This is a genomic window from Pseudomonas sp. Larv2_ips (assembly GCF_963879675.1).
Lineage (GTDB): Bacteria > Pseudomonadota > Gammaproteobacteria > Pseudomonadales > Pseudomonadaceae > Aquipseudomonas.
The window spans coordinates 233,921-259,344 of the sequence record NZ_CAWOAW010000014.1; the positions used below are offsets into that span (position 1 = coordinate 233,921).

Annotated in this window: 26 protein-coding genes; 16 read left to right on the forward strand and 10 right to left on the reverse strand. The window is 60.6% G+C overall.

Going from position 1 to position 25,424, the window contains the following annotated elements; translation table 11 throughout:
* Positions 1 to 47 precede the first annotated feature (47 nt).
* The 9 genes from AACV02_RS07445 to recX all read left to right on the forward strand — a co-directional run bounded on the left by AACV02_RS07445 (position 48) and on the right by recX (position 7,097).
* On the forward strand, positions 48 to 2,261 hold the full coding sequence (locus AACV02_RS07445) for a phage tail tape measure protein (RefSeq protein ID WP_119738659.1): 2,214 nt from the start codon (positions 48 to 50) through the stop codon (positions 2,259 to 2,261).
* Entirely contained in the window at positions 2,261 to 2,644 is a 384-nt protein-coding gene (locus AACV02_RS07450) for a phage tail protein (RefSeq protein ID WP_119738661.1), read from the forward strand. The genes AACV02_RS07445 and AACV02_RS07450 overlap by 1 nt, the downstream gene beginning before the upstream one ends.
* Positions 2,637 to 2,849, forward strand: a complete 213-nt coding sequence (locus tag AACV02_RS07455; RefSeq protein WP_106577239.1) for a tail protein X — start codon at positions 2,637 to 2,639, stop codon at positions 2,847 to 2,849. Before AACV02_RS07450 ends, AACV02_RS07455 begins: the two co-directional genes overlap by 8 nt.
* 9 nt (positions 2,850 to 2,858) lie before the next feature.
* Positions 2,859 to 3,866, forward strand: coding sequence for a contractile injection system protein, VgrG/Pvc8 family (locus AACV02_RS07460; RefSeq protein ID WP_106577238.1), 1,008 nt, complete (start codon positions 2,859 to 2,861; stop codon positions 3,864 to 3,866).
* Positions 3,867 to 3,872: 6 nt separating this feature from the next.
* Positions 3,873 to 4,430, forward strand: a complete 558-nt coding sequence (locus AACV02_RS07465) for a glycoside hydrolase family 19 protein (RefSeq protein WP_119738663.1) — start codon at positions 3,873 to 3,875, stop codon at positions 4,428 to 4,430.
* Complete coding sequence (locus AACV02_RS07470) at positions 4,418 to 4,897, forward strand: lysis system i-spanin subunit Rz (RefSeq protein ID WP_119738665.1); 480 nt, start codon at positions 4,418 to 4,420, stop codon at positions 4,895 to 4,897. Before AACV02_RS07465 ends, AACV02_RS07470 begins: the two co-directional genes overlap by 13 nt.
* Positions 4,898 to 4,978: 81 nt before the next feature.
* Positions 4,979 to 5,479: a CinA family protein gene (locus tag AACV02_RS07475; protein ID WP_106577235.1), complete on the forward strand. Its 501-nt coding sequence runs from the start codon at positions 4,979 to 4,981 to the stop codon at positions 5,477 to 5,479.
* Positions 5,480 to 5,562: 83 nt separating this feature from the next.
* A complete protein-coding gene (gene recA / locus AACV02_RS07480) occupies positions 5,563 to 6,621 on the forward strand; it encodes a recombinase RecA (protein WP_003189042.1) in 1,059 nt (352 codons plus the stop codon).
* Positions 6,622 to 6,629: 8 nt separating this feature from the next.
* Positions 6,630 to 7,097: a recombination regulator RecX gene (recX, locus tag AACV02_RS07485; RefSeq protein ID WP_017137076.1), complete on the forward strand. Its 468-nt coding sequence runs from the start codon at positions 6,630 to 6,632 to the stop codon at positions 7,095 to 7,097.
* A 198-nt stretch (positions 7,098 to 7,295) separates the two neighbouring features.
* Here recX and AACV02_RS07490 read toward each other — a convergent pair whose 3' ends face one another.
* Both AACV02_RS07490 and AACV02_RS07495 read right to left on the reverse strand, forming a co-directional pair.
* Complete coding sequence (locus AACV02_RS07490) at positions 7,296 to 8,408, reverse strand: LOG family protein (RefSeq protein WP_106577234.1); 1,113 nt, start codon at positions 8,406 to 8,408, stop codon at positions 7,296 to 7,298.
* Positions 8,409 to 8,786: 378 nt separating this feature from the next.
* A complete protein-coding gene (locus tag AACV02_RS07495) occupies positions 8,787 to 9,227 on the reverse strand; it encodes a PA3611 family quorum-sensing-regulated virulence factor (RefSeq protein WP_106577233.1) in 441 nt (146 codons plus the stop codon).
* A 198-nt stretch (positions 9,228 to 9,425) separates the two neighbouring features.
* Between AACV02_RS07495 and AACV02_RS07500 the strand changes: the two genes are divergently transcribed.
* The 3 genes from AACV02_RS07500 to AACV02_RS07510 all read left to right on the forward strand — a co-directional run bounded on the left by AACV02_RS07500 (position 9,426) and on the right by AACV02_RS07510 (position 11,486).
* Positions 9,426 to 10,145: a tRNA-uridine aminocarboxypropyltransferase gene (locus tag AACV02_RS07500; protein WP_119738668.1), complete on the forward strand. Its 720-nt coding sequence runs from the start codon at positions 9,426 to 9,428 to the stop codon at positions 10,143 to 10,145.
* Positions 10,146 to 10,397: 252 nt separating this feature from the next.
* Positions 10,398 to 11,048, forward strand: a complete 651-nt coding sequence (gene erdR / locus AACV02_RS07505) for a response regulator transcription factor ErdR (RefSeq protein WP_106577231.1) — start codon at positions 10,398 to 10,400, stop codon at positions 11,046 to 11,048.
* A 75-nt stretch (positions 11,049 to 11,123) separates the two neighbouring features.
* Positions 11,124 to 11,486: a diacylglycerol kinase gene (locus tag AACV02_RS07510; protein ID WP_094949927.1), complete on the forward strand. Its 363-nt coding sequence runs from the start codon at positions 11,124 to 11,126 to the stop codon at positions 11,484 to 11,486.
* Positions 11,487 to 11,490: 4 nt separating this feature from the next.
* Here the strand turns inward: AACV02_RS07510 and AACV02_RS07515 are convergent, their stop codons facing one another.
* Positions 11,491 to 12,417: a LysR family transcriptional regulator gene (locus AACV02_RS07515; RefSeq protein WP_057012105.1), complete on the reverse strand. Its 927-nt coding sequence runs from the start codon at positions 12,415 to 12,417 to the stop codon at positions 11,491 to 11,493.
* Between the two features lie 124 nt (positions 12,418 to 12,541).
* Here AACV02_RS07515 and fpr point away from each other — a divergent pair, with 124 nt between their 5' ends.
* Positions 12,542 to 13,321 (forward strand): ferredoxin-NADP reductase, encoded by a 780-nt coding sequence (gene fpr / locus AACV02_RS07520; protein WP_003189055.1) that lies wholly within the window; start codon positions 12,542 to 12,544, stop codon positions 13,319 to 13,321.
* Between the two features lie 131 nt (positions 13,322 to 13,452).
* On the opposite strand, the gene tsaA is transcribed toward fpr, so the two are convergent.
* The 5 genes from tsaA to rimO form a co-directional block, all read right to left on the reverse strand.
* Entirely contained in the window at positions 13,453 to 14,148 is a 696-nt protein-coding gene (gene tsaA, locus AACV02_RS07525; RefSeq protein WP_119738670.1) for a tRNA (N6-threonylcarbamoyladenosine(37)-N6)-methyltransferase TrmO, read from the reverse strand.
* 69 nt (positions 14,149 to 14,217) lie between these two features.
* Positions 14,218 to 14,679 (reverse strand): YehS family protein, encoded by a 462-nt coding sequence (locus AACV02_RS07530; RefSeq protein ID WP_034118394.1) that lies wholly within the window; start codon positions 14,677 to 14,679, stop codon positions 14,218 to 14,220.
* A 69-nt stretch (positions 14,680 to 14,748) separates the two neighbouring features.
* Positions 14,749 to 15,459 (reverse strand): rRNA pseudouridine synthase, encoded by a 711-nt coding sequence (locus AACV02_RS07535; RefSeq protein ID WP_106577229.1) that lies wholly within the window; start codon positions 15,457 to 15,459, stop codon positions 14,749 to 14,751.
* A 212-nt stretch (positions 15,460 to 15,671) separates the two neighbouring features.
* Positions 15,672 to 16,139: a GNAT family N-acetyltransferase gene (locus AACV02_RS07540; RefSeq protein WP_119738672.1), complete on the reverse strand. Its 468-nt coding sequence runs from the start codon at positions 16,137 to 16,139 to the stop codon at positions 15,672 to 15,674.
* 96 nt (positions 16,140 to 16,235) lie between these two features.
* Positions 16,236 to 17,576, reverse strand: a complete 1,341-nt coding sequence (gene rimO / locus AACV02_RS07545; protein ID WP_106577227.1) for a 30S ribosomal protein S12 methylthiotransferase RimO — start codon at positions 17,574 to 17,576, stop codon at positions 16,236 to 16,238.
* 289 nt (positions 17,577 to 17,865) lie between these two features.
* Here rimO and AACV02_RS07550 point away from each other — a divergent pair, with 289 nt between their 5' ends.
* From AACV02_RS07550 to AACV02_RS07560, 3 genes are all read left to right on the forward strand, one after another.
* Positions 17,866 to 19,767 (forward strand): potassium transporter Kup, encoded by a 1,902-nt coding sequence (locus AACV02_RS07550; RefSeq protein WP_106577226.1) that lies wholly within the window; start codon positions 17,866 to 17,868, stop codon positions 19,765 to 19,767.
* Positions 19,768 to 19,893: 126 nt separating this feature from the next.
* Positions 19,894 to 21,000, forward strand: a complete 1,107-nt coding sequence (locus AACV02_RS07555) for an NADH:flavin oxidoreductase/NADH oxidase (RefSeq protein ID WP_106577225.1) — start codon at positions 19,894 to 19,896, stop codon at positions 20,998 to 21,000.
* Positions 21,001 to 21,302: 302 nt separating this feature from the next.
* Positions 21,303 to 21,488, forward strand: coding sequence for a hypothetical protein (locus tag AACV02_RS07560; RefSeq protein ID WP_106577224.1), 186 nt, complete (start codon positions 21,303 to 21,305; stop codon positions 21,486 to 21,488).
* A 50-nt stretch (positions 21,489 to 21,538) separates the two neighbouring features.
* Here AACV02_RS07560 and AACV02_RS07565 read toward each other — a convergent pair whose 3' ends face one another.
* Positions 21,539 to 23,164 (reverse strand): glucan biosynthesis protein D, encoded by a 1,626-nt coding sequence (locus AACV02_RS07565; protein WP_119738674.1) that lies wholly within the window; start codon positions 23,162 to 23,164, stop codon positions 21,539 to 21,541.
* Between the two features lie 355 nt (positions 23,165 to 23,519).
* Positions 23,520 to 25,382, reverse strand: coding sequence for an NAD(P)-binding protein (locus AACV02_RS07570; protein ID WP_119738676.1), 1,863 nt, complete (start codon positions 25,380 to 25,382; stop codon positions 23,520 to 23,522).
* Between the last annotated feature and the right edge of the window lie 42 nt (positions 25,383 to 25,424).

The following is a 25,424-nucleotide window of genomic DNA, read 5'->3' on the forward strand; positions in this document are numbered from 1 at the left end:
ACGACATCGCGATCACTCGCCTTGGCGTCAAACAGGAGTAGAGCGGTATGGCAGGCAATAACCATGCAAGCCCGTCAGCCATCGCCACGGAAGGCGAGCTGACGCTGGGCTCACGTGACACCGCAGTGGCGCAGGCCAGTATCAAACCCATTGCGTCAACACTCGCCGGGCCCTCGGGCGCGATGCCGGTAGAGGCCGCGAGTCTGGGGTTGGCCCTGGCGACTGCCAGCCTTGAGATCAATCTCCTGGCGGCGGGGCAGGATCGGCTGGTGAATACCCTCGAGCTGTTCAACGCCTCACTGCTCAAGATGATGGACGCCCGGCAAGTTGAAGCTGGCGAAGGCGCGGCAGCAGCAAAAGCTGCAGCCCCCGCTGAGGCGCGCAAACCCTCGCAGGCACTGGATGCCGCGATGACTGACCTGGATCAGTTGTTGATGTTTGTCGGCCGCCAGCGCAAACAACTGCGCGAAACCAACTTGGCCATGGCGTCGGAACCGATGGTAGCGGCGAGCGGTGCAAGCGCCGTGGACCTGGCACAGGTCGAGTATGTGGCCGCCCGGTCCGGCATCGGCAGCGACCGCAAGGATGCCTCGGGCAATATCGACCGCGCGGCTCGTCAGGACGACCTGACCCAGTTCGCCCGCGACGCAGCCATCATGGCGACGGCCTTCAAGGTCGACGTCAAAAATGCCGGCGACATGATGGGCGGCTGGCGCGAGTCGATGAAAATCGACCGCGAGCAAACCCGGGACCTGGCTGACGCGACCAATGTGTTGGGCACCCACGTTTCGCTCAAGGCAGAAGCGGCGGATATCGGCGCGATTGTGCAGCGCGCAGGGGGGACGGCCACCGCCGCGGGCATGAGCCCCGAGCAGGCAGCGGCGCTTTCGGCGGCATTGCTCAGTGCCGGCAACAGCAAGAGTGCAGCCGGTGTCGGGCTGGAGAAAATCAGCAGCACCCTGGCCAAAGGCGACGGCGCTTCTGAAAGCCAGCGCAATGCGTGGGCGGCGCTCAAGCTTGATCCCACGTTGCTCGCTGGCGGGATGCAGCAGGATGCGCCCCAGACCCTGCTCACGGTGCTTGAAGCGCTCAAGGCGCAACCGGCTGAGAAACAAGCGGCGTTGGCCACTCAATTGTTCGATGGCAATCAGTCGATTCTGAGCCTGGTGCCCGCCATCGATACGGTAAAGCAGGCGTTTACGCTGGTGGCCGACAAGTCGGTGTACGCGACGTCGGCACTTGGCGAACAAGGCTCGGTCCTGCGTTCGGCAGCGGTTCGCGCAGACTCCACACAAGCACGTCGTCAAGCCTTCGAGGCCAGCACCACGCGGCTGGATACCGCCAAGGATGCCGCGCTGGCGCCGATCGTGGACACCTCGCTAACCGCGATGACCGGGCTGGTGACGGGCGTGGGCTGGTTGGCCGAGGCGCTGCCCAAGACCACGGCCGCTGTAACGCTGGCTGGCGCGGCGCTGGGGCCGGTGTTTTCTGGTGTGTTCGATGCGGTGAAGGACAAGGTGTTCGAGAAGGTCGCCGGCAAGATTCTCGGAGGCGGCGATACCACACCAGGCAAGGTGAGCGCGCCAGCCAGCCAGAACACACTCAAAGGCAACGAAACGCCGCGCGGTGATCGCTCCGCAGACAAGCCTTCACGAACTGCGAGAGCCAGTAAGGTCGCGCGAAGAGGCTCCCTTGGCGTGGTGCTGGCGGGTGCTGGCATTGACCTTGTCCAGGGCGCGATGTCGGGGAGCCTGAGTAAAGCCGTCAGCACCACGGTAGGGTCAGTCGGCGGCGGTGTTGCCGGTGGCGTTGCTGGCGAATTTGCGGGCATGGCCGTTGGCCGCGCGCTCGGCACGCTCGCCGGGGCGGCGATCGGCTCGGTGGTGCCGGGGGCTGGCACAGTGCTGGGCGGGGTCATGGGCGGTGTCGCTGGCGGTGCCATCGGCAAAGTGGTCGGCGGCGCGCTGGGTACGTTTGCCGGCAGTGATATCGGCGCCTGGCTGAGTGAAAAACTGATGGGCTCCGATGACCGTCTGCCATCACCCGGCGAGACCAGCAAAAACCTCAGTAGCGCTCAAGCCGACAACCGCCAAGTCAACTTCGCGCCGCAAATCACCATCAACGCACCCGAGCAGGCCAACCCACAACAACTGGCCGCGATCGTGGTGCAACAGATCGAGGCGCAATTCTCGCCGCTGTCGATGGACAGCCTGCTGGCGACGCGACGTGACTCGGCCCTGACCGATACAGGAGTGGTGTGATGCGACAACAAATGGCGTTGGGCCCGTTTATTTTCGGGCTGTCCCGGGGGTTTGCCTACGACACCCTGGACCGTTTGAGCAGTGGGGGTTGGGGCAGCCTGGATATCGTTTCCGGCAAGCCCAAATCCACCCAAGTTGGCCAGGCGCTCGAAACGCTGTCATTCGGCGGCAAGGCCGCACGCGCGCTGGGCATGGCGCGGATGGACGAATTGCGTGCGCTGCAAGCCCTGCGTGTGCCGTTGCCGCTGGTCGATGGCGTAGGCCTGAACTGGGGGCTGTGGACCATCAAATCGGTGGACGAAAAACAGTCCTGTGTGATCGATGACGGCACGGCCATGGTGGTCAATTGGGTGTTGGTACTGGAGGAGTTCGTCAATGCGTAAGGTTCGAAGTATTGCCGGTGACTCGGTCAACCTGTTGCTCTATCGCGAGCTCGGTCGCTGTGATGATGCCGCCGAAGAGGTGCTGTGGCGCTTGAACCCGCAGTTGGCCGAACAGGGCGCGGTATTGCCGGCAGGCGTCAATGTGATTGTGCCTGAGCTGGATACCCAGCCCGTGGCCAGGCAGCCGGTTACGGCCTGGGATTAAGGAGCAACCATGACACTTGGATTTACACCCGTGGTGGAGATTTACGGTGCCAATGCCGCACTCCTCAATGAGCGGCTATTGGAGTGGGAGCATACCGACATGGCCGGGTTTACGTCCGACCAGCTCAAGCTGACACTCGACATCGAGGGCCTTGAAGGGCTGCCCAGCCTGGGCGGGCGTATCGGCCTGCGCATCGGGTATCGGGAGTCGGGCCTGGTGGACAAGGGCCGCTTCAAAATCACCCAGCGCACACCGTCACTGTTCCCGCTGCGTCTGGTGCTGGTGGCGACGGCGGCGCCCTTTGATGAGCCCGAATTCAAGAAGCGACGCACCGCCAGTCACGGGCCGATCAGCCTGGGTGCGCTGTTTCGCCAATTGACCACGCGCTACGGTTTTTCACCGCGCGTGGCGCCTGATCTGGAAGGCGAGCATATCCCGCACATCGACCAGACCAATGAAAGTGACATGGCGTTTCTCACGCGTCTGGCCAATCGCTTCGATGCCGTGGCCAAGCCTGTCGACGAGCTGTATGTGCTGGGCCGCAAAGGGCAGACAAAATCGCTGTCGGGCAAGGTCTTGCCGGTCGTGCCGTTGTCGATCACCCGCGACAATCGTCCGGGTGATCGCGCGTTTATCACCGCCAGCTTTACCCAAACCAGCCGCGCTACTTACCTGGGCGCACAAACGTCCTGGTGGGACGCGGCAGCCGGTAAACAACGAGTGGTGCAGGTGGGCATCGCGCCGTTCAAGGTGGTGACGCAGCGTTACCAGAACGAGGCTGAAGCCAGAACCGCTGCCGAGGGCGAGATGCGCCGAGTGGGGCGCGAAGGGATGCAGGTCAATGTGATCTGCCCTGGAAACCCCTTGTTCGGCGCTGAAGGCCTGTTGCTGCTGGACGAATCGTGGCCCGACTTCATGCGCGGCCGTTGGTCGATCAAGACCGTGACTTCCAGCGGCAAGCGCAGCGAGAGTTATCGATGCACGATCATGGCCAACGGTTTATCCGCGGCCGAGTGAGGACCCATGGCTATAACGCTTTCTCAACTGGTTCAAATCCTGCCCGGAGCCCGCCCTGTTGCGGGCCTTTTTTTGTCCGCATTGAACACTGCAATGTCCAGGTTCCAGATCGGCCAACCCAAGCGCATCGCTGCGTTCCTCGCGCAAGTCGGCCACGAATCCGGTGAGCTGCGCTACGTGCGCGAACTGGGCAGCGACCAATACCTCAGCAAATACGACACCGGCATTTTGGCCGCGCGCCTGGGCAACACCCCCGAAGCGGACGGCGATGGCCAGAAGTATCGGGGCAGGGGACTGATCCAGATCACCGGGCGGCGTAACTACCTGGCGTGCAGCCAGGCATTGTTCGGCGACGATCGCCTGCTGGGACAGCCGCAGCTGTTGGAACAGCCACAGTGGGCATGTGAGTCCGCGGCGTGGTTTTGGCAGAGCAACGGCTTGAATGAGCTGGCCGACAAAGACCAGTTCACCACCATTACCCGCCGCATCAATGGCGGCCTGAAAGGGCTGGAGGACCGTTTGCAAGTGTGGGCGCGGGCCAAGTCGGTGTTATGCGTTTCTTAGGCGCGTTACGGCTGATCGGCGTTTGCCTGCTGGTGGTTGTGACCTGGCAAGTACAGGCGTGGCGTTATGGCTCGCAGCTCGAGCGCCAGGCGGATGTACAGGCACAGGCGGTTGTGCTTCAACACCTGGCTGAGCAAAAAGAACGGTTGGCGTTGGAGAAGCAGCTCAGTGCCAACGATCAGCAACACGTACAGGAGTTGAACGATGCCCAACATAACCAAGCTGCTCTGCGCGACCGCCTGGCCACTGCTGATGTGCGGTTGTCAGTCCTTCTCGACGCCACCGACCGCAGTCTCAATTGCTCAGTGCCAACCGCCGCCACCGCCAGCGGCGTGGTTCATGCAACCCCGCGAGCCGGACTTGACCCGGCGCATGCTCAGCGAATTATCGCCATCACCGACGACGGCGATAACGCCCTGATCGCCTTACGTGCCTGCCAAGCGTACGTGCGCGCCGTCGGGCGTTAGCATCTTGATCCAGTCTGTCGCTTGCGTGTGCGATTTGCTCCTGTAGGGTAGGCAAATCCCCGCCTACTTCTGGAGTCGACCGTGAAGGAAATCACTCAACTGGCCGCTGAACTGGGTCGCCGTTTGCAGGTGCTTAACGCCCACGTCACCACTGCCGAGTCGTGCACCGGCGGCGGTATCGCCGAAGCCATCACGCGGATTCCGGGCAGTTCGGCCTGGTTCGAGGCGGGCTATGTCACCTATTCCAACCGGCAGAAGACTCGGCAGTTGGGCGTACCCGAGAAACTGTTCGGCAAAGTCGGCGCTGTCAGCCAGGAAGTGGTGGAGGCGATGGTCCGTGGTGCACAGGAAAAAAGCCTGTCGCGCTTTGCCGTGGCGGTCAGCGGTGTTGCCGGGCCTGACGGCGGTTCGCCGGACAAACCGGTCGGCACCGTTTGGCTGGCTTTTGGCGTTGGCGAGGAGGTGACGGCCGAGCTTGCGCACTTCCCCGGCAACCGCGACGAGGTCCGCCGACAAACGGTAAAGGCCGCGCTTGAGGGCTTGTTGCGACGAGCTGCACTAGAAATAGAAAAACAGGGGTAGGCGATCTTCGATCTTTGTGGAACAATACTGTCTACTTATACAGGTGTTGGCCGTCAGGCCTTATTGATTACGTGAGGACTTTAATGGACGACAACAAGAAGAAAGCCTTGGCTGCGGCCCTGGGTCAGATCGAACGTCAATTCGGCAAGGGTGCCGTAATGCGTATGGGCGATCACGACCGTCAGGCGATCCCGGCTATTTCCACTGGCTCTCTGGGTCTGGACATCGCACTCGGCATTGGCGGCCTGCCAAAAGGCCGTATCGTTGAAATCTACGGCCCTGAATCTTCCGGTAAAACCACCCTGACCCTGTCGGTGATTGCCCAGGCGCAAAAAATGGGCGCCACCTGTGCGTTCGTCGACGCCGAGCACGCCCTGGATCCTGAATACGCCGGCAAACTGGGCGTCAACGTAGACGACCTGTTGGTTTCCCAGCCAGACACCGGTGAGCAAGCCCTGGAAATCACCGACATGCTGGTGCGTTCCAATGCCATCGACGTGATCGTGGTCGACTCCGTGGCAGCCCTGGTACCGAAAGCTGAAATCGAAGGCGAAATGGGCGACATGCACGTGGGCCTGCAAGCCCGCCTGATGTCCCAGGCGCTGCGTAAAATCACCGGTAACATCAAGAACGCCAACTGCCTGGTGATCTTCATCAACCAGATCCGTATGAAGATCGGCGTGATGTTCGGCAGCCCGGAAACCACCACTGGTGGTAACGCGTTGAAGTTCTACGCTTCGGTCCGTCTGGACATCCGTCGTACTGGCGCGGTGAAGGAAGGTGACGAGGTTGTCGGCAGTGAAACGCGCGTTAAAGTCGTGAAGAACAAAGTGGCTCCGCCTTTCCGTCAGGCTGAGTTCCAGATTCTCTACGGCAAGGGTATCTACCTGAACGGCGAGATGATCGACCTGGGCGTGTTGCACGGTTTCGTCGAGAAGTCCGGCGCCTGGTATGCCTACAACGGCAGCAAGATCGGTCAGGGCAAGGCCAACTCGGCCAAGTTCCTGGCGGACAACCCGGATATCGCCGCCACGCTCGAGAAGCAGATTCGCGACAAGTTGCTGACCGCAGCGCCAGACGTGAAAGCTGCTGCCAATCGCGAGCCGGTGGAAGAAGTCGAAGAAGCTGATACTGACATCTGAAGCAAACGATGACTGTTGTACTGGATACACTCGTCGCCGTTCGGCGCACTGCGATGGACCTGCTCGCTCGACGCGAGCATGGTCGAGTCGAGCTGACGCGTAAACTGCGTCAGCGCGGCGCAGAGCCCGAGATGATCGAAACTGCCCTCGACCGCTTAACGGAAGAAGGGCTTCTGTCGGAAGCGCGTTACCTGGAAAGCTTTGTCTCCTACCGCGCGCGCTCCGGCTACGGCCCGGCGCGAATTCGCGAAGAGCTGAGCCAGCGCGGTCTGCAACGCGCTGATATCGACCTCGCCCTGCGTGAGTGCGGTATCAGTTGGCAGTCGCAGTTGGAAGATACCTGGCGCCGCAAGTTTGCCGGCCATCTTCCGATTGATGCCAGGGAGCGTGCGAAGCAAGGTCGCTTCCTGAGTTATCGCGGGTTTTCGATGGACATGATCAGCCGCCTGCTAAGCGGCCGAGACATGGAAGACTGAGCTTTCGAGCTGCTGAAATTCAGAATGTAGGCGCTGGCTTGACTGCGACGCGGACACTTCGGTTTCCCAGTAGGATCGCGATGATGCTATTGCAGGCAAGCCAGCTCCCACATCGAATCTGCTGTACCTCATCGAACTCGGTAAATTAAAAAGGCCCACTATGAAAATAGTGGGCCTTTTTTTTTTGCCTCCAAAAAATCATGCTGGCTCGGGCGTTACCCGCTGCTGCGCTTTCCCCTGAGCCTGTGCCCAGTTTTCCGGCAAGTTGATGTAATCCACCAACTCTCGTAGTCGGCCTTGATCGCGGCCATTGAAGTTGAACACCAAGCGCGTTAAATGGCTGAACCTCGGCTCATCGTGTTCCTCGCCGGTATAGGCAAGCTGCTGGAATTCACCACTCAGCCGCAGGCTGGCAAACTCGCTTTGCAAATGGGCCAGCGCCCGTTCACTGAGCGGATGGTTCATGCGCACCACAAACTCACGTTTCAACCAGCGCGTGGAGTGGAAGTTGGCATAGAACTGGTTAATTTCGTCCACTGCTGCTTCAGCACTGTGTACCAGTCGGACCAGCTTGAGGTCGGTGGGCAGGATATAGCGATTGGCTTCCAGTTGGCTGCGGATAAAGTCCAGAGCGCCTTGCCAAAAGCCGCCGCCTGGAGCATCCAGCAGTACCACTGGCACCAGTGGACTTTTGCCGGTCTGGATCAGGGTGAGCACTTCAAGCGCTTCATCCAGGGTGCCGAACCCGCCAGGGCACAACACCAGCGCATCGGCTTCCTTGACGAAAAACAGCTTGCGGGTGAAGAAGAAGTGGAAGGACAGCAGGTTCTCGGTGCCATCGATGGTCGGGTTGGCGTGCTGCTCAAACGGCAGGGTAATGTTGAACCCCAGGCTGTGCTCCAGGCCGGCGCCTTCGTGAGCTGCCGCCATGATGCCGCCGCCACCGCCGGTGATCACCATCAGGTCCGATTGCGCCAGCTGGGCGCCGACTTCCCGGGCTAAGGCGTACAAAGGGCTTTCAACCGGTGTGCGCGCCGAGCCGAACACGGTCACCTTGCGGCGGTCCTTGAACTGTTCGAGCACGCGGAAGGCATTGTCCAGCTCGCGGATCGCCTGCAAGGTGATTTTGGCGTTCCAACGGTTGCGATCGTCCTGGGCCATGCGCAGAACGGTGAGGATCATGTCGCGATAAAGGGGAATGTTCGGGCTGCTGGGCGCGACCAGCTGGAGTTGAGCGTCGACCTGCTGAGTGAGGTCGGTCCCGTGTTCTTCAAAATGACGGAGCAGGCGGTCATTCGATTCGTAAGGCATTCAACTTCTCCTTCTTCACAGAACCTGGGCCCTCGGCGAGGTATTCGTCCGCGGCCACGACACTGCATGTGTCGCTGCACGCCAGGGGCATTGCACGGTGTGCACCGAGCGGCAAAGCGGGCTCTGTATGTTCCTTGTGATTTGGAAACCTTTGCACTGCAAGTCGCAGGAGGGCAACCCTCTTTTGCCCTGAAAATGTTACAGAACGGCGTGGAAAATGCGCGGAGCAGGCTGTCGGGATGACTTGATCATGAGCCGAAAAACCCTTGGCTGGCAACCGGTTATTGGCCGCACATCAAGCAGTTTAGTTGTTGGCAAGCAAAGACAGCGAGGGATGTGCGCGCCACAGGACAGCAGCGCGCGACGGTGGAGCAATCGTTACTTTTTCTTCTTCGCTGCAGCAGGTGCCGGGCAATCGGCCTCGACAAACTTGACCGACGCCACCGGGCGGTTGGTCTTGTTCTCGGAGATGTCATAGCGCATCACAGCGCCTTTGGCCATTAACTCGCGGTAACCCTTGTTCAGGCACACGCTTTGACCCAGCTGGAAATACACGGCCTTGGGGTTGGCGCGCATCTGTTCGGCCCGGTCAGGTTGCACGCTGAGGTGATCGATCAGCTGCATGCCTTCAACGGTATAGGCCACTTCCAGGGTTTTTTCATCGATTTCCCGGGGCAGGTCCTTGTTGCTTTCGGCCGCGACGCTTTGCAGCTTCCTGTTCATTTGGGCCTCCAGCAGCGAGGCCGCGTGGGCGCCCATGGGCAATACCAGCGCAAGGGCGACGGATGGGGCAACAAGACGCAGCATGGAACGCAGCATGAAAATCTCCTGATTCGGTTACTGGTGCATAGACCAGCCACTGCGCTGTGCGTTCAGTGGCGCGCAATTATAGGTGAGCGCCTGCCACTACAGCCAGGCGTATCGCTCAGAAGTGCCGGCGGCTCTGCTAAACTGCCGCCACTTAAGCCTGTCTCGAGTTCCCCCAGTGTCGATTTTCCCTTCTACGGGTTACGCCCGATGAGCCATGCCGTTTCCCGTTTGCGTACCCAACGGCTGGCGCGGGCCGTGCGCCCGTTCCTCAACCGTGGTTCGCGCGCCGAGCGTTGCCCCGGCTGCCGGGTGATTCCCGAATATTGCCTGTGTGCCTGGCGGCCGCAGGTAGAAGCGCGCTCGGCGATGTGCCTGCTGATGCACGATGTTGAACCGGTGAAGCCGAGCAACACCGGCTGGCTGATTGCTGATGTGATTGTCGACACCACCGCGTTTGCCTGGTCGCGCACCGAGGTCGATCCCGCGTTGCTGACCTTGCTGGCCGACCCGCAGTGGCAACCCTATATCGTGTTTCCCGGCGAATTCGTCGCGCCAGAGCGGGTGGTCAGTGAGGTGAACGTGGAGGAGGGCAAGCGCCCGTTGTTCATCCTGCTGGACGGCACCTGGAGCGAAGCGCGCAAGATGTTCCGCAAGAGCCCCTACCTGGAACACTTGCCCGTGTTGAGCCTGGCGCCTGAACAGCTGTCGCGCTACAAGCTGCGTCGCTCCAAGCGGGATGATCATTTTTGCACTGCCGAAGTCGCCGCGCTCTGCCTGGAGCTGGCAAGCGATCAAGCGGCCAGTGAAGTGCTGGATGCTTACCTCGACGTATTCAGCACCCATTACCTGGCGGCCAAGTTCCTGTTGCCGCTGGACCCGGCGGACAGCGTTCATGCGCGCCTCTCGCCCCACGTCACGGCAGTATGACCAGACGACGTTTGCATGATGGCACTGCAAACCTGCAACTCGCTAAAATGCCCACGGGCGTAGTGCTTGACCCCCCAGGCTACGCTGGGCATGCTGGGCGCCGATTGGGGCGTAACCGTGAATTTTCAGCGTCGTTGCAGGTGTTTTTGACGCTGAGCCTGCCCCGTGGCGATGGCTGCCTGGCCGTTGCCTTGTGTACTGGCGAACCCTGAACCCGTCAGGGCTGCCATAAAAAACAGGATCATTTAATCAATGGCCACATACGAAATCCTGATAGCCGATGACCACCCGCTGTTTCGCAGTGCGCTGCATCAGGCGGTAACCCTGGGGCTTGGCCCGGACGTGCGGTTGGTTGAAGTGGCCAGCATTGCCGAGCTGGAAGCACGACTCACCGAAAAATCCGACTGGGACCTGGTGCTGCTCGACCTGAACATGCCCGGTGCCTACGGTTTTTCCGGGCTTGTGCTGTTACGCGGGCAATACCCGCAGATCCCGGTGGTGATGGTCTCGGCCCAGGAAGAAGCTGACGTGGTGGTGCGCTCCAAGGAGTTTGGCGCCAGCGGTTTCATTCCCAAGTCCAGTTCAATGGAAGCGATCCAGAAAGCCGTGCGCACCGTGCTTGACGGCGATGTGTCCTGGCCGCCGCAAGCGTTTGAAGAAATCAACGTGTCCGACGAAGCCAAGGCTGCCCGTGATGGCCTCGCCAGCCTGACGCCCCAGCAATTTCGGGTGTTGACCATGGTCTGCGAAGGTCTGCTGAACAAGCAGATTGCTTACGAATTGAGCGTGTCCGAAGCGACCATCAAGGCCCACGTGACGGCGATTTTCCGCAAGCTGGGCGTGCGCACGCGCACTCAGGCGGCGCTGCTCTTGCAACAACTTGAGTCAATTTCGCAGCACTAAGACATTGCCGATTCACGCTTTTTTGACTTTGCGTGATCTAGTTTCCCCACTTCTTTGGTTCAGTTGCCTACATCTATGTCGCCTTTCAAGGGTCAAACCGGTATCAAACGTATCTTCAACGCAGGGGGCTATTCCCTGGATGGCTTGCGTGCGGCCTTCACTGGCGAGGCGGCATTCCGTCAGTTGGTGTTGCTCAACGTGATCCTGATTCCGCTGAGCTTTTTCCTGCACGTCAGCCGGGTCGAGCGAGCCTTGCTCATCGCGGTGTGCCTGCTGGCCCTGATCGTCGAGTTGCTCAACTCCGCGGTGGAAGCGGCCATCGACCGGATTTCCCTCGACCTGCACCCGCTGTCGAAAAACGCCAAGGACATGGGCAGCGCCGCGCAATTCGTGGCGCTGACCATGATCACCCTGGTGTGGGCCGTGATTCTGATCTAAGGCATCAGGCGATGCTTGGCAGTACGATTTCGTCGCTGCGCTGAACCCCGGCGGTGAAGGCGCGGCACAGTTCCAGAAACTCGCGCATTGCCGAGGTCTGGTACTTCTGTTTATGCCAGATGAAGTAAAACTGCCGGGCCAGGTCCAGGTCCGGGGTTTCCACCGGCACCAGGCTGCCGCGGCGGAACGCATCGCGCAGCGCCAGCCGGGAAATGCAGCCAATCCCCAAGCCCGATTCCACTGCACGTTTGATCGCCTCGGTGTGCTCCAGCTCCAGGCGGATATTCAGCGCGCTGCGGTGGTGACGCATGGCCTGGTCAAAGGTCAGGCGCGTGCCGGAGCCTTGTTCGCGCAGGATCCACGCTTCATGGGTCAACTCTTCCATGCTCGCCACGCCGCGTTTGGCCAAGTGATGCTGCGGTGCGCAAAACACCACTAGCTCATCTTCCACCCAGGTTTGCACTTCGATGTCCGGGTGGCTGCAGTCGCCTTCGATTAGACCCAGGTCAATTTCGTAGTGCGCTACCTGATGCACGATATGCGCAGTGTTCTGCACATGCAGCTTCACCTGACTCTCGGGGTGCTGCTGCATGAAGCTGCCGATCAACAGCGTCGCCAGGTAATTGCCGATGGTCAGGGTGGCGCCGACCGCCAGGGAGCCGAAGCCGGACTTGCCGTTGAGCAGGTCCTCGATCTCCTTGGCTTGGTCCAGCAGCGCCACTGCCTGGGGCAACAGCTGATGGCCGAGGGCGTTCAGGCTCAGGCGTTTGCCGGCGCGGTCGAATAATTGGCAGCTGGATTGACGCTCCAGCTCGGTGATCGAGGTGCTGGCGGCGGATTGAGATAAGGCCAGAAGGCCAGCAGCGCGTGAGACGCTTTCCTGCTGGGCGACGGCGACGAAGACTTGCAGTTGACGGAGAGTAAATCGCATATCGATATAACCGATAACCCTTATCTTAATAATCCAGTTAACAGATATTGTCGCCGCCATTAGAATGCTGTGCAATTGCGCATCTCAATCTTGGCGCAGACCCATTTCCAGGAGTCCCCCGTACATGAGCAACATGAACCACGAGCGTGTCCTCAGTGTTCATCACTGGAACGACACTCTGTTCAGCTTCAAGTGCACCCGCGATCCGGGCCTGCGCTTTGAGAACGGTCAGTTCGTGATGATCGGCCTGCAACAGCCAAATGGCCGCCCGCTCATGCGCGCTTACTCCATTGCCAGCCCGAACTGGGAAGAGCATCTGGAGTTCTTCAGCATCAAGGTGCCCGATGGCCCGCTGACTTCCCAGTTGCAGCACTTGAAGGAAGGCGACGAGATCATCATCAGCAAAAAACCGACAGGCACCCTGGTGCTTGACGATTTGAAGCCGGGCAAACACCTGTACCTGCTCAGCACCGGTACTGGCCTTGCGCCGTTTATGAGCGTGATCCAGGACCCGGAAACCTACGAGCGTTTCGAAAAAGTGATCCTGTGCCACGGCGTGCGTTACGTCAACGAAGTCGCCTACCGCGAATTCATCACCGAGCACCTGCCGCAGAACGAATTCTTCGGCGAGGCCCTGCGTGACAAGTTGATCTACTACCCGACCGTGACCCGCGAGCCATTCGAAAACGAAGGCCGCCTGACCGACCTGATGCGCAGCGGCAAGCTGTTCAGCGACATCGGCCTGCCACCGATCAACCCTGAAGACGACCGCGCCATGCTGTGCGGCAGCCCAAGCATGTTGGATGAAACCAGCGAAGTGCTGAACAGCTTCGGCCTGAAGGTTTCGCCGCGTATGCGTGAGCCGGGTGATTATCTGATCGAGCGTGCGTTCGTCGAGAAGTAAACAGTCAGGGCAACAAAGAAGATCTAAATGTGGGAGGGGGCTTGCCCCCGATGGCGCCAAGTCAGTCAACAGAGATGTTGAATGTACCAGCGCTATCGGGGGCAAGCCCCCTCCCACATTTTGTTTCCGGTTTATTCAGCTGGAACCACTTCCAGTACACAGATAAGGCCCGCCTCGGGATAGTGCCAGCGCACATCCACATCCCAGAACTGCGCTCCATACTCGCGCTCCGGCCCAGGCGTCTGATACGCCGGCCGTGGATCCTGCGCCAAACACTGCTCGATCAACGCCACCAAGGGCTCGTCAAGGCGCTCAGCATGGCCTTGTGCCTGGAACAGGGCAGTCTTCAGCCACTGCACGGGAATCAGCGGCGGTGCGCTGCTGGCGATGCTGTTGGTGGCGCCCTCGATAATGTCGGCATACGGCACATACGGCTTGATATCCAACACGGGCGTGCCATCAAGCAGATCAATCCCGGAAATCCACAGCCGGCCGGGCTCGACCTTGTCCAGCTTCACCACCGACTGGCCAATGCCGTTCGGGCGGTGCGTTGCACGGGTGGCGAACACGCCCATGGACGTGTTGCCGCCCAGGCGTGGCGGCCGCACTTTGAGGCGCGGCGTGTCTTCCAGGGCCCGATGAAAAAGAAACATCAGCCACACATGGCTGACCTGCTCCAGGCCCTGTACCGCGTCGCCGCTGTCGAACGGCGCCACCAGCTCCAGCACGCCACGGGCGGCCGGCGCCAATTGCGGCTGGCGCGGGATGGCGAATTTCTCCTTGAAGCAGGAGCGCACGAAACCGACGGGCGAAACGTGGTAGGTCATTTCTGAAGCCTCAAGTTACAAGCTGCAAGCCGCAAGCGTTAACGTGCAGCTTGAGGCTCGTCGCTGCCCTTAAGCTCTGACGCGCAGCGTCAGGCCCTTGAGGAAGTTACGCAGCAACTGGTCGCCACACGGGCGGTAGTTGGTGTGGCCGAACTTGCGGAACAGCGCGCTCAGCTCTGGCTTGGACACCGGGAACTCGGCGGCCTTGAGGATCGCGTGCATATCGTCTTCCTTCAATTCGAAGGCCACGCGCAGCTTCTTCAGGATGATGTTGTTGGTCACTGGAGTTTCGATCGGCTGCGGCGGACGGCTTTCGTCCTTGCCGCGCTTGAAAATCACCAGGCCGTCAAGGAAGTGCGCCATGACGTCGTCGGGGCAGAACACAAAACCTTCTTCCTCATCTTTTTTGAGGTAGGTCAGCAGGTCTTCCTTGGTCACGTCCATGCCGCCGAGCTTGATGATCTCGACCATCTTGTTGTCGCTGATGTCGAGCATGTAGCGCACGCTGCGCAGTACGTCGTTGTGAATCATGGTGGGCAATCCTGGTATTCAACTGAGGACACCGCCCGGTCAGGCGGCGTCGAGAAAGGGGGCAGCGGCTTAGAACTTCTCTTTGCCGGACAGGTAACGCCATTGGCCGACCGGCACTTTGCCGATGGACACGCCGCCAATGCGGATGCGGCGGATGGCGATGACTTTCAAGCCAACGGCTTCGCAGAACAGGGCGATCACACCCGGTTGCGGGTTTTTCATCGCAAAGCGCAGGCGGTTTTCGTTTTGCCAGCTGGCTTTCACGGGGGGCAGCTCTTTGCCCTTGTAAGTCAGGCCGTGGTTCAGGCGATTGAGGCCGTGGGCGACCATGTCGCCTTCAACCTCTACCACGTATTCCTGCTCGATCTTGGCGGCATCGGCGGTCAACTTGCGCAGAATCTTCCAGTCCTGGGTGAACACCAGCAGGCCGCTGGCCTTGGCTTGCAGGTCGGCACTGGCGGTCAGACGCAGGAAGTGGCCCTTGAGCGGGCGTTTGCTGAAGCGATGCTCTTCGGACAGGGTTTCGGCGCTGATCGAGGCCATCGCCGTTTCCGCGTCCACGCCGACCGGCGCGTGCAGCAGAATGGTCACCGGCTCCGGTGCAGTGGCTTTGGCCTCTGGGTCCAGCTCGACCTTCTGCGTGGTGATCTTGAACTGCGGTTCGTCGATCACTTCGCCGTCCACCGAGACCCAGCCGCCTTCGATAAACAGCTCAGCCTCCCGACGGGAGCAACCGACCAGTTCGATAAGGCGTTTGGAGAGGCGTATGGGGTCAGTCATGACAAGGGCCGTAGCAAAAGGGGGCGGCTATTGTACCTGCCTGGCGCGGGTTAATCCCGGCTCCATTTCAGCGCAGGGGCTTTATTGGTCAATACACGGTTCACACTGTGGGAGCGGGCTTGCTCGCGAAGGCGGTGTATCAGCCCAGGGTGTGCTGATGGGGCCGCCGCTTTCGCAGGCAAGCCCGCTCCCACATTTTATTCTGTGTTGCGTCAGCCTCTGCGCAGTTGCTGCTGGCGTAAACGCATGTGCAGCAACGGATATGGCTGGCCCAGGCCGTCATGCTCTGCGCGGCCGATCACCTCAAAGCCCTGCTTGAAGTAAAAGCCCAGGGCCTGGGGGTTCTGTTCGTTGACGTCCAGTGTGTCGGCGTTCATGTGCTCGATCGCGTAACGCAGCAGTTGTCGGCCAAGTCCCTGTCCACGGTGCTGCGGGTCGATAAACAGCATCTCGACCTTGCCTGACGCCACCCCGGCGAACCCGGTGATGCGTTGGCGCGCGTCCTTGGTGCAGATCAGCATCACCGAGTCGAGGTAGCGCGTCAGCACCAGCTCCTTGAGCAACACGATGTAGCTGTCCGGCAAAAAGTCGTGGGTCGCCCGCACCGAATCTTCCCAGAGCTGCGCCAGGTGCACGAAGTCGCTGAGTTTGGGTGTATGAATTGCCGAAAGCTGACGCATGCCCGCTGCCTCTTGCCTGTTTCTACGCCAATGGGCAAACGATAGACCTAAAAAAGCCCCGCATCTTGTTCAGAGGCGGGGCTTTTAAGGTTTTTTTTAGTCGCGCTTGACGGCCCACAGGTCGTATTCGTCGGCGTCGGTCACGGTGCACCAGACCTTGTCGCCCGGCTTCAAACCGCTGGCATCGTCGATAAACACGTTACCGTCGATTTCCGGGGCATCGAAGAAGCAACGGCCTACGGCGCCTTGCTCGTCGACTTCGTCGATCAGCACTTCGATCTCCCGGCCGATGCGCAGTTGCAGGCGTGCCGAGCTGATAGCCTGCTGGTGCGCCATGAAGCGCTCCCAACGGTCTTGCTTGACCTCATCCGGCACGATGGCTGCGTCGAGCAAATTGGCCGGAGCGCCTTCCACCGGCGAGTACTGGAAGCAACCGACGCGGTCCAGCTGCGCTTCGGTCAGCCAGTCCAGCAGGTACTGGAAGTCTTCTTCGGTTTCGCCGGGGAAGCCGACGATGAAGGTGGAGCGGATGATCAATTCCGGGCAGATCTCGCGCCAGTTCTTGATGCGCGCCAGGGTCTTGTCTTCAAAGGCCGGGCGTTTCATGGCCTTGAGGATTTTCGGGCTGGCGTGCTGGAACGGGATGTCCAGGTACGGCAGGATCTTGCCCGCAGCCATCAACGGGATCAGCTCGTCCACGTGCGGGTACGGGTAAACGTAGTGCAGGCGCACCCATACGCCGAGGCTGCTCAAGGCTTCGCAGAGTTCGGTCATGCGGGTTTTCACCGGCGCGCCGTTCCAGAAGCCGGTGCGGTATTTCACGTCGACGCCGTAGGCGCTGGTGTCCTGGGAAATCACCAACAGCTCTTTGACGCCGGATTTGACCAGGCGCTGGGCCTCGTCCAGCACATCACCCACCGGGCGGCTGACCAGCTTGCCGCGCATCGACGGGATGATGCAGAAGCTGCAGCTGTGGTTGCAGCCTTCGGAAATCTTCAAATACGCGTAGTGGCGCGGGGTCAGCTTGATGCCTTGCGGCGGCACCAGGTCGATCAGCGGGTTGTGGTCCTGACGCGGCGGCACTACGTCGTGCACGGCGTTGACCACCTGCTCGTACTGCTGCGGGCCGGTCACGGCCAGCACGCTTGGGTGCACGTTGCGGATAGCGCCTTCTTCCACGCCCATGCAGCCGGTGACGATGACCTTGCCGTTTTCCTTGATGGCTTCGCCAATCACTTCCAGCGACTCAGCCTTGGCCGAGTCGATGAAGCCGCAGGTGTTGACCACCACCACGTCAGCGTCCTGGTACGTGGACACGACGTCATAGCCTTCCATGCGCAGTTGCGTAAGGATGCGCTCGGAGTCGACCAGAGCCTTCGGGCAACCCAGGGATACAAAGCCGACCTTGGGGTTGGCTTTTGCGATGGTGGTGGACATGTCTAACCTCGGTATTGAATGGCGCCGCCAGTCGGGCACGACACGGCGGTAGACGGGCGCTTGGTGCGCCTCTGATCAAAAAGTGCGCAATTCTAGCGACGGGCAACGCACTTGACCAGCTTTATACGGGGAAATGCGACGAGTGCTGCGCTATGCTTCGCGCCGTTGCACATGGGTAAAACCCTTGGGTCAATAAAACGTCTGTTACGAGAAGTAAAACAGCGCATGCTACGGTCAGCTTAGACGCGTTGTTTATAAAAGACCTTGGGTCAAAGGGCAGGAGTGGTTGATGGGTCAGGCAAATAGTCAGGCGGCAGGTGCCGAGCATTCCAATGCAAAGCCGATTGGCATGCTGGTGGCGGCAGTCGGGGTGGTTTACGGCGATATCGGTACCAGCCCGCTCTATACCCTTAAAGAAGTGTTTACTGGTGGTTACGGAGTTCAAGTCAACCATGACGGGGTCTTCGGCATTCTGGCGCTGATTTTCTGGTCGCTGGTGTGGGTCGTCTCGATCAAGTACGTGCTGTTTATCCTGCGCGCGGACAACCAGGGCGAGGGCGGCATCATGGCCCTGACGGCGCTGGCGCGGCGTGCGGCGTCGCCGTACCCCAAATTGCGTTCGGTGCTGGTGATCCTTGGTCTGATCGGCGCGGCGCTGTTTTACGGCGACAGCATGATCACCCCGGCGATCTCGGTGTTGTCGGCGGTCGAGGGCCTGGAACTGGCTTTTGATGGCCTGGAGCGTTGGGTGGTGCCGCTGTCTTTGGTGGTGCTGGTGGGCCTGTTCCTGATCCAGAAACACGGCACCGACCGCATCGGCAAACTGTTCGGGCCGGTGATGGTGGTGTGGTTCCTGGTACTGGCCGGGCTCGGCATCCATGGCATTGCGCAACATCCGGAAGTTCTTAATGCACTGAACCCGGTGTGGGGCGTGCGCTTCTTTGTCGTCCACCCCGGCATGGGCGTGGCGATTCTCGGCGCGGTGGTGCTGGCGTTGACCGGTGCCGAAGCGCTGTACGCCGACATGGGCCACTTCGGCCGCAAGCCGATTGCGCGCGCATGGTTCGCGCTGGTGCTGCCGGCGCTGGTGCTCAACTACTTCGGCCAGGGCGCCTTGCTGCTGGAAAACCCGGAAGCTGCGCGCAACCCGTTCTACCTGCTGGCCCCGGACTGGGCGTTGATCCCGCTCGTGGCACTGTCGACCCTGGCCACGGTAATTGCCTCCCAGGCGGTGATTTCCGGCGCGTTCTCGCTGACCCGCCAGGCCATCCAGTTGGGTTACATCCCGCGCATGCATATCCAGCACACCTCCAGTGCCGAGCAGGGCCAGATCTATATCGGCGCGGTGAACTGGTCGCTGATGGTCGGCGTGATCCTGCTGGTGCTGGGCTTCGAATCTTCGAACGCCTTGGCCTCGGCGTACGGCGTGGCAGTGACGGGCACCATGCTGATCACCAGCATCCTGGTGTCGGCGGTAATGCTGCTGCTGTGGAAATGGCCGCCCGTGCTGGCGATTCCGGTGTTGATCGGCTTCCTGTTGGTCGATGGCCTGTTCTTCGCCGCCAACGTGCCGAAGATCGTGCAGGGCGGTGCCTTCCCGGTATTGGCGGGGATTGTGCTGTTTATCCTGATGACCACGTGGAAACGCGGCAAGGAACTGCTGATGGACCGCCTCGACGAGGGCGGCCTGCCGTTGCCGATCTTCATCAGCAGTATTCGCGTGCAGCCGCCGCATCGCGTGCAGGGCACCGCGGTGTTCCTCACCGCGCGCCCGGACGCCGTGCCCCACGCGCTGTTGCACAACCTGCTGCATAACCAGGTGCTGCATGAGCAAGTGGTGATGCTGACGGTGGTCTACGAAGACATTCCGCGTGTGCCGGCCTCGCGGCGCTTTGAGGTGGACGCCTATGGGGAGGGGTTCTTCCGGGTGATCCTGCACTTCGGGTTTACCGATGAGCCGGACGTGCCCGAAGCACTCAAGCTGTGCCATCTGGACGACCTGGATTTCAGCCCGATGCGCACCACCTACTTCCTCAGCCGCGAAACGGTGATTGCCTCGCGCATCAAGGGCATGGCCCGTTGGCGTGAAAGCCTGTTTGCCTTCATGTTGAAGAACGCCAACGGCAACCTGCGCTTCTTCAAACTCCCGGTCAACCGGGTGATCGAGCTGGGCACCCAGGTCGAAATGTAAGCCGCTGCTGCACGGGAGCCGGCAATCGGCTCCCGTTTTCCATCTGAACCCTATGCAAGCCACCGTTGTCGACTAGGCTCTAGGCACTGTTTGAATAGTGCCCACAGAACCCAGAAGAGGTGCGCCATGAGTCAGCTGCTCGAACCCTACACCCTCCGCCAATTGACCCTGCTCAACCGGATTGCCGTCTCGCCGATGTGCCAGTACTCATCCGACGATGGCCTGGCCAATGACTGGCACTTGGTGCACCTTGGCAGCCGCGCCGTGGGCGGCGCCGGGCTGATTTTCACCGAAGCCACCGCCGTGACCGCCGATGGCCGCATCACTGCCCAGGACCTGGGCCTGTGGAACGACGCACAAATCGAACCGTTGCAACGCATCACGCGTTTCATTGCTGCCCAAGGCGCAGTGGCAGGCATTCAACTGGCGCACGCTGGGCGCAAGGCCAGCACGCACCGGCCGTGGATCGGCAAGCACGGCAGCGTCAAGCCGGAAGAGGGCGGCTGGGTGCCGGTTGGGCCTTCGCCGATTGCCTTTGATCCCAACCACACCCAGCCCAAACCATTGGATGACGCGCAAATCCAGCAAGTGATCGCCGATTTTGTCGCCGCTGCCAAACGCGCGCTTACGGCGGGTTTCGAGGTGGTGGAAATCCATGCGGCCCACGGTTACCTGCTGCATCAATTCCTGTCGCCCATCAGCAATCAGCGCCAGGACCACTACGGTGGCTCGTTTGAAAACCGCATACGGCTGGTGCTGGAAGTAACCCAGGCTGTGCGTGAGGTCTGGCCACAGGAATTGCCGCTGTTTGTTCGCGTGTCGGCCACCGACTGGGTGGAAGACGGTTGGAACCCGGATGAAACCGTGGAACTGGCGCGCCGCCTCAAAGACCTGGGCGTAGACCTGATCGACGTGTCGTCCGGCGGCACCGCCGCCAACGCCGAGATCCCCACTGGCCCCGGCTACCAGACGCGCTTTGCCGAGCGGGTGCGCAAAGAGTCGGGCATCGCCACCGGCACGGTCGGCATGATTACCGAGCCGGCCCAGGCCGAGCACATTCTGCGCACGTGTCAGGCCGATATCATCTTCCTGGCCCGCGAGCTGTTGCGTGACCCGTACTGGCCGCTGCATGCCGACGATGACTTGGGCGGGCGCCAGGCGACGTGGCCGGCGCAGTACCAACGGGCGACCCATCGTGATCAGCCGATTCATGAGTCTGATCTGCGCGACTGATCAGCGCCTGGTTCACCGAAACCCACCCTGACCCGGTGGGTTTTTTCTTGCGCGCGTTTCTTACAACTTCCAGCGCTGGCGGTTGCTGCGTGCGAAAGGGCTGTAGGTCTTTGTTACCTAAGCGAATTATTTAAGTTAATACTCTAAAAAAATCCCACACGTGACGAGATTGTTTCTACGCTTAAGGTAAGTCTGATTTCTGGCCCAGGGAGTCAGTCGGTGTGTCCGCGAAGGCATTGCGCCTCAGGGAAGGTGGGTGATGGGCGACAGGAGTCTTAGATCGATATCAGGAGAAACAGTCCATGGCCAAGTCCTATGGTGTAGCGGGTGTGGTGGCGTCTTTTCTGACCCGCAGGATGTTCTTGCGTGGCCGCAGGTTGAGTTCGGATGAAGCCGAATTGCTGGCGCAATATCGCGCCCTGACCGAAAACGATCAGGTCGCGATGCGGTATCTGATAGGGGCGATGAAGAGTGTGTCGCGGTTTTAGACAACCCTTAAACCGTGTGGGCGCTGGCTAGCCAGCCCCCACGTTGTGGGTCAGGTGTACTTGCGCTTGTCCGGTGCAGGCGGGAAGTACTGGTACAACCAGGTTTCACTCAAGGTGCGGTCCTGGGTGCGGATAAACAGCCGCAATTCCACCGGCTCGACGCTGTCGCTGGTCGGGTACCAATCGAACAGAATGCGATAGCCCTTGATGTTGTCGAGCACCAGCACGCTGAAGTCTTTCACTTCACCGTGCGAGCAAGTCACCACGGGCTCGATGCCGGTGCCGGCCGGCAGCCGGTCCACGCCGCCGCCCTTGAAGTCCACGGCAAAGCGGCGCGCCCACACTTCGGGGTAGTGCTCGCCCGGTGCCCAACCTTCGGTGAAGCCGCCCATGCCTGAACGGGTGGCATCGACTTGCGCCAGCGGCGTGCTCACCGGTGGCAATGCGCTCCAGTACAGCTTGTAGCCATAGTTGAGTGAATCGCCGGCGGCCACGGGCTTTTTAGGGGTCCAGAAGGCCACGATGTTGTCCAGGGTTTCGCCGGTGGTGGGGATTTCCAACAGGTCGATGGAGCCTTCGCCCCATGCGGTCGTCGGTTCAACCCACAGGCTTGGGCGCTTGCTGTACCAGTCGACGGTGTCCTGGTAGCTGGCGAACTCATGGTCGGTCTGCACCAGGCCGAAGCCTTTCGGGTCGGTGTCGGCGAACGCGTTGAATTGCAGTGTGGCCGGGTTGTTCAGCGGGCGGCAGATCCACTCGCCATTGCCGCGCCACATCGCCAGGCGGTCAGAATCGTGGATCTGCGGGTGGATGGTGTCGCACATACGGCGCTCAACGGTGCCGCAACTGAACATGCTGGTCATCGCCGCGATGCCCAGTTGTTCGATGGCGGTGCGCGCATTGATGTTCGCGTCGATGGCCATCACTACCTGATTGGCCTGGCAATCGATGTCGAAGCGGTAGGCACCGGTGGCGCTCGGCGAGTCGAGCAGGGCATAGACCACAAAATGCGTGGCGTCCTTGGCCGGGGTTTCGAACCAGAACTGCGTAAAGTCGGGGAATTCTTCGCGTTTTTTCGCGTAGGTATCAATCGCCAGGCCACGTGCGGAAAGGCCGTACTGGCCGGTGGAATCCACCGCACGGAAGTAGCTGGCGCCAAGGAACGACAGCACGTCATGGCGATCCAGCTCCGGCGCCTTGAACAGCTTGAAGCCTGCGAAACCCAAGTCGCCGGTCAGTTGCTTGGTGTCCACCGTGGTTTTTTCATAGTTGAACAACGACGGGCGGAAATGCACCTCGCGGGCTTCACGGGTCTTGGGGTCGACGCTGTGCATGCGCACCGGCGTCTTGAAACCCATGCCGACGTGGAAAAACTGCACGTCGAGCTGGCCGTTCAATTCCTTCCACAGCGAATGGTTGCCGTCGTAGCCGATGGCATTGAAATTCTGCGGCGTCATGTTTGCCAGGGTCGGCGGCAGCACCTGTCTGGTGTCTTTATACGCGGTGCCGGCGAGCTGTTTGGCCTGGGCTTTGAGTGTTTCAAAGTCAAACGCCACGGCCTTGCCATCGGCGGCACGGTTACCGGCCCAGGCCTGCGCGGCCAGCAGGCCACTGGCCGACAAACCGGTGTAAGCCGCAATGGCCATGGACGCTTTAAGCAAATTCCTGCGATGCATAGAGACAACCTGTCGTGAGCAAATCCCGCGCCGTTCCTGGCACGTGCTGGATCAGAAATAACGGTTCGGACATGCCTTCGGCCAAACGCAACGGACTATAAACAGACGCCGGATAGCTTAAGCGGTTCGGTGACGTAGGAAAATTGATTGATGGCGGCGTGATGGCCTTGCATGTGAAACAAGTTATTTCCGGGGCTCGGTCCAACACCTCACTCAAAAATGATGAAGAGCCAATGTGGGAGCGGGCTTGCTCGCGAAAGGTTTGAATCAGTCATTAAATCCCGAGACTGACACAGCGCATTCGCGAGCACGCCCGCTCCCACAATGGAACCTGTATTGGCCTATAGGCCTTATTTCAGGCTACTTCACCCACCGCCCGATACGCCTCATCAATCGCCGCATGCGCATACGCGCTCCACGCCGCATCCGAGTTGGCGATGCTCACACGCCCCACCGGCTTTTTCGCCAGCTTCATCCACGCCTCACTGTCATTGGCGTCATCAAACAAGCTGTTGGAGAACGTCGCATAACCGTGTGACCAGCGGTTGACAGTGATCGCCAGAATGTCGGTCTCGTGGTTGAACCCACCCGGGCCGAGCATGCGTTGCAACTGATCCCGCAATTGCGCTTCCAACTGCTCGAACGTCTGCCCGTACAGCTTGCCTCGCCCGGCGCGCGCCTGGTCGCGGGCGTTCATGCCGCTGTTGGGGCTGGTCGGTACGTACACCATGTGCAAGCCAATCGGCTGTGTCGGGTCGTGCGGGTGATCGTAGCCACCCATGCTCACCGGGTAGTCCAGTTTGATGCGGCTGTAAGGCTGGGTCGCTGCATAAATCTCATGCACGCCCAGTTTCTGGAACGACTGCCAATTACGGATCACCACTTTGGTGTACACCAGCGGGTATTTCACGTTTTGGCTCAGCGCATGCGCCTGCGCTGCCGGCAGGTCTTTGAGCAGGTACGGAATCATCATGTTGTAGCAGGCCAGGATGCAGCGTTTACCGCGCACCTGTGCGAGTTGGCCGCCACGGCTGTAGCCGATGTGCACGCCATCGCCGACGTTGCGCACACTCACCGCCGTGCTATTGAGTCGCAGCCGTACCGCGGCCTTGGGCTGGTCGAGCTTGGCGTAGTCGAACGCCGCCAACACGATATCGTCCATGGTGTGCCCCGGCGCCACGCCCGGGATCAGGCTGCGCACCAGCAGGCGTGCCACCGACGCGTTGCCATCCGGGAAGTGGTAGATGTAGGGCTCTTCCATTTCCGCCGCCGCTTCTTCGCTGATCGGCGCCAGGTTCATCCCGCCGAAGCCTGGGAAACCTACGCTGTAAGCATCGGCCGACGCCACCGCATCAATGCTCAACGCCATGAAGTCATTGGTGCGGCTTTGGAAGTACTTCACCGCGCCTTCCGACAACCCGACGTTCTTGAGCAGAAAATCGCGGTAGCTGGTGGCGGCAAGGTAGGCGGCTTTTTCCTCTGCGGATTTACCCGCCAGGTAATCCTTGGGCGCCGTGTGCAGCTCGATCAATGCCTGACGGTCTGCCGGCGGCAAGGGAAAGTCATTGATGAAGTCACTGATGGCGCGCGCGTTCAATTGGTCCGGGGCGATGTCGTCGGCCACCATCGGCGTCGGGTCGCCGGTCACCAGCTTGTCTTCGCCGAAGTTTTCCTTGTCGAAAAACACCCCGCGCGACAGCCCCAGGCCAGGGTAGAACTGGCGGTCGAAGGCGGTTTCGAAACGCTGGATATTCACCCCGAGCTTTTTCAGCAAGCCATTCACGTGTTGACTGTAGAGGTGTTTCGGCGACTGGAAGGCCTCACTGCCGCCGTAGCCGATGATCATGCGGCCACCGGCCTGGAATTCATTGCGCTTGGCGTGGCCGCCGAAGTCGTCGTGGTTCTCCAGGATCAGGATTTTCGCCTTCGGGTGCTTCTCGCGATAGAACCAGGCGGCCGACAAGCCACTCAGGCCGCCGCCGACCACCACCAGGTCATAGTCCTCGGTGATCGGCAGTTGCTCGGTGGCGAACACCTTCTTTTCCCAGCCCATCTGGTGTGCCACCTCGAACGAGCCGACATGGCTGCCGCGCAAGCCGGTGAGGGCGGGTGGGTAGTAACGGCCATCGGGCGCGGCCTGGAGCAATTGCAGCGGGGTCATGCTGGCGGCAAGGGTAATAGCGACGCCGTTGAGGAAGTCGCGGCGGGTGATGTCCATGGGAAGAACCTGCGAATTTTTATTGTTATAAGAAGATCCCTT

What these genes read in the sequence shown, in the direction of transcription:
- AACV02_RS07490 (WP_106577234.1), bottom strand. Translation starts at nt 8,408, where the DNA reads ATGCCTTACGAATCGAATGACCGCCTGCTCCGTCATTTTGAAGAACAC.
- AACV02_RS07530 (WP_034118394.1), bottom strand. Translation starts at nt 14,679, where the DNA reads ATGATTCACAACGACGTACTGCGCAGCGTGCGCTACATGCTCGACATC.
- rimO (WP_106577227.1), bottom strand. Translation starts at nt 17,576, where the DNA reads ATGTCCACCACCATCGCAAAAGCCAACCCCAAGGTCGGCTTTGTATCC.
- recA (WP_003189042.1), top strand. Translation starts at nt 5,563, where the DNA reads ATGGACGACAACAAGAAGAAAGCCTTGGCTGCGGCCCTGGGTCAGATC.
- recX (WP_017137076.1), top strand. Translation starts at nt 6,630, where the DNA reads ATGACTGTTGTACTGGATACACTCGTCGCCGTTCGGCGCACTGCGATG.
- AACV02_RS07540 (WP_119738672.1), bottom strand. Translation starts at nt 16,139, where the DNA reads ATGCGTCAGCTTTCGGCAATTCATACACCCAAACTCAGCGACTTCGTG.
- AACV02_RS07535 (WP_106577229.1), bottom strand. Translation starts at nt 15,459, where the DNA reads ATGACTGACCCCATACGCCTCTCCAAACGCCTTATCGAACTGGTCGGT.
- AACV02_RS07510 (WP_094949927.1), top strand. Translation starts at nt 11,124, where the DNA reads ATGTCGCCTTTCAAGGGTCAAACCGGTATCAAACGTATCTTCAACGCA.
- AACV02_RS07500 (WP_119738668.1), top strand. Translation starts at nt 9,426, where the DNA reads ATGAGCCATGCCGTTTCCCGTTTGCGTACCCAACGGCTGGCGCGGGCC.
- AACV02_RS07560 (WP_106577224.1), top strand. Translation starts at nt 21,303, where the DNA reads ATGGCCAAGTCCTATGGTGTAGCGGGTGTGGTGGCGTCTTTTCTGACC.
- erdR (WP_106577231.1), top strand. Translation starts at nt 10,398, where the DNA reads ATGGCCACATACGAAATCCTGATAGCCGATGACCACCCGCTGTTTCGC.
- fpr (WP_003189055.1), top strand. Translation starts at nt 12,542, where the DNA reads ATGAGCAACATGAACCACGAGCGTGTCCTCAGTGTTCATCACTGGAAC.
- AACV02_RS07450 (WP_119738661.1), top strand. Translation starts at nt 2,261, where the DNA reads ATGCGACAACAAATGGCGTTGGGCCCGTTTATTTTCGGGCTGTCCCGG.
- AACV02_RS07570 (WP_119738676.1), bottom strand. Translation starts at nt 25,382, where the DNA reads ATGGACATCACCCGCCGCGACTTCCTCAACGGCGTCGCTATTACCCTT.
- AACV02_RS07565 (WP_119738674.1), bottom strand. Translation starts at nt 23,164, where the DNA reads ATGCATCGCAGGAATTTGCTTAAAGCGTCCATGGCCATTGCGGCTTAC.
- AACV02_RS07445 (WP_119738659.1), top strand. Translation starts at nt 48, where the DNA reads ATGGCAGGCAATAACCATGCAAGCCCGTCAGCCATCGCCACGGAAGGC.
- AACV02_RS07515 (WP_057012105.1), bottom strand. Translation starts at nt 12,417, where the DNA reads ATGCGATTTACTCTCCGTCAACTGCAAGTCTTCGTCGCCGTCGCCCAG.
- tsaA (WP_119738670.1), bottom strand. Translation starts at nt 14,148, where the DNA reads ATGACCTACCACGTTTCGCCCGTCGGTTTCGTGCGCTCCTGCTTCAAG.
- AACV02_RS07555 (WP_106577225.1), top strand. Translation starts at nt 19,894, where the DNA reads ATGAGTCAGCTGCTCGAACCCTACACCCTCCGCCAATTGACCCTGCTC.
- AACV02_RS07460 (WP_106577238.1), top strand. Translation starts at nt 2,859, where the DNA reads ATGACACTTGGATTTACACCCGTGGTGGAGATTTACGGTGCCAATGCC.
- AACV02_RS07455 (WP_106577239.1), top strand. Translation starts at nt 2,637, where the DNA reads ATGCGTAAGGTTCGAAGTATTGCCGGTGACTCGGTCAACCTGTTGCTC.
- AACV02_RS07470 (WP_119738665.1), top strand. Translation starts at nt 4,418, where the DNA reads ATGCGTTTCTTAGGCGCGTTACGGCTGATCGGCGTTTGCCTGCTGGTG.
- AACV02_RS07550 (WP_106577226.1), top strand. Translation starts at nt 17,866, where the DNA reads ATGGGTCAGGCAAATAGTCAGGCGGCAGGTGCCGAGCATTCCAATGCA.
- AACV02_RS07495 (WP_106577233.1), bottom strand. Translation starts at nt 9,227, where the DNA reads ATGCTGCGTTCCATGCTGCGTCTTGTTGCCCCATCCGTCGCCCTTGCG.
- AACV02_RS07465 (WP_119738663.1), top strand. Translation starts at nt 3,873, where the DNA reads ATGGCTATAACGCTTTCTCAACTGGTTCAAATCCTGCCCGGAGCCCGC.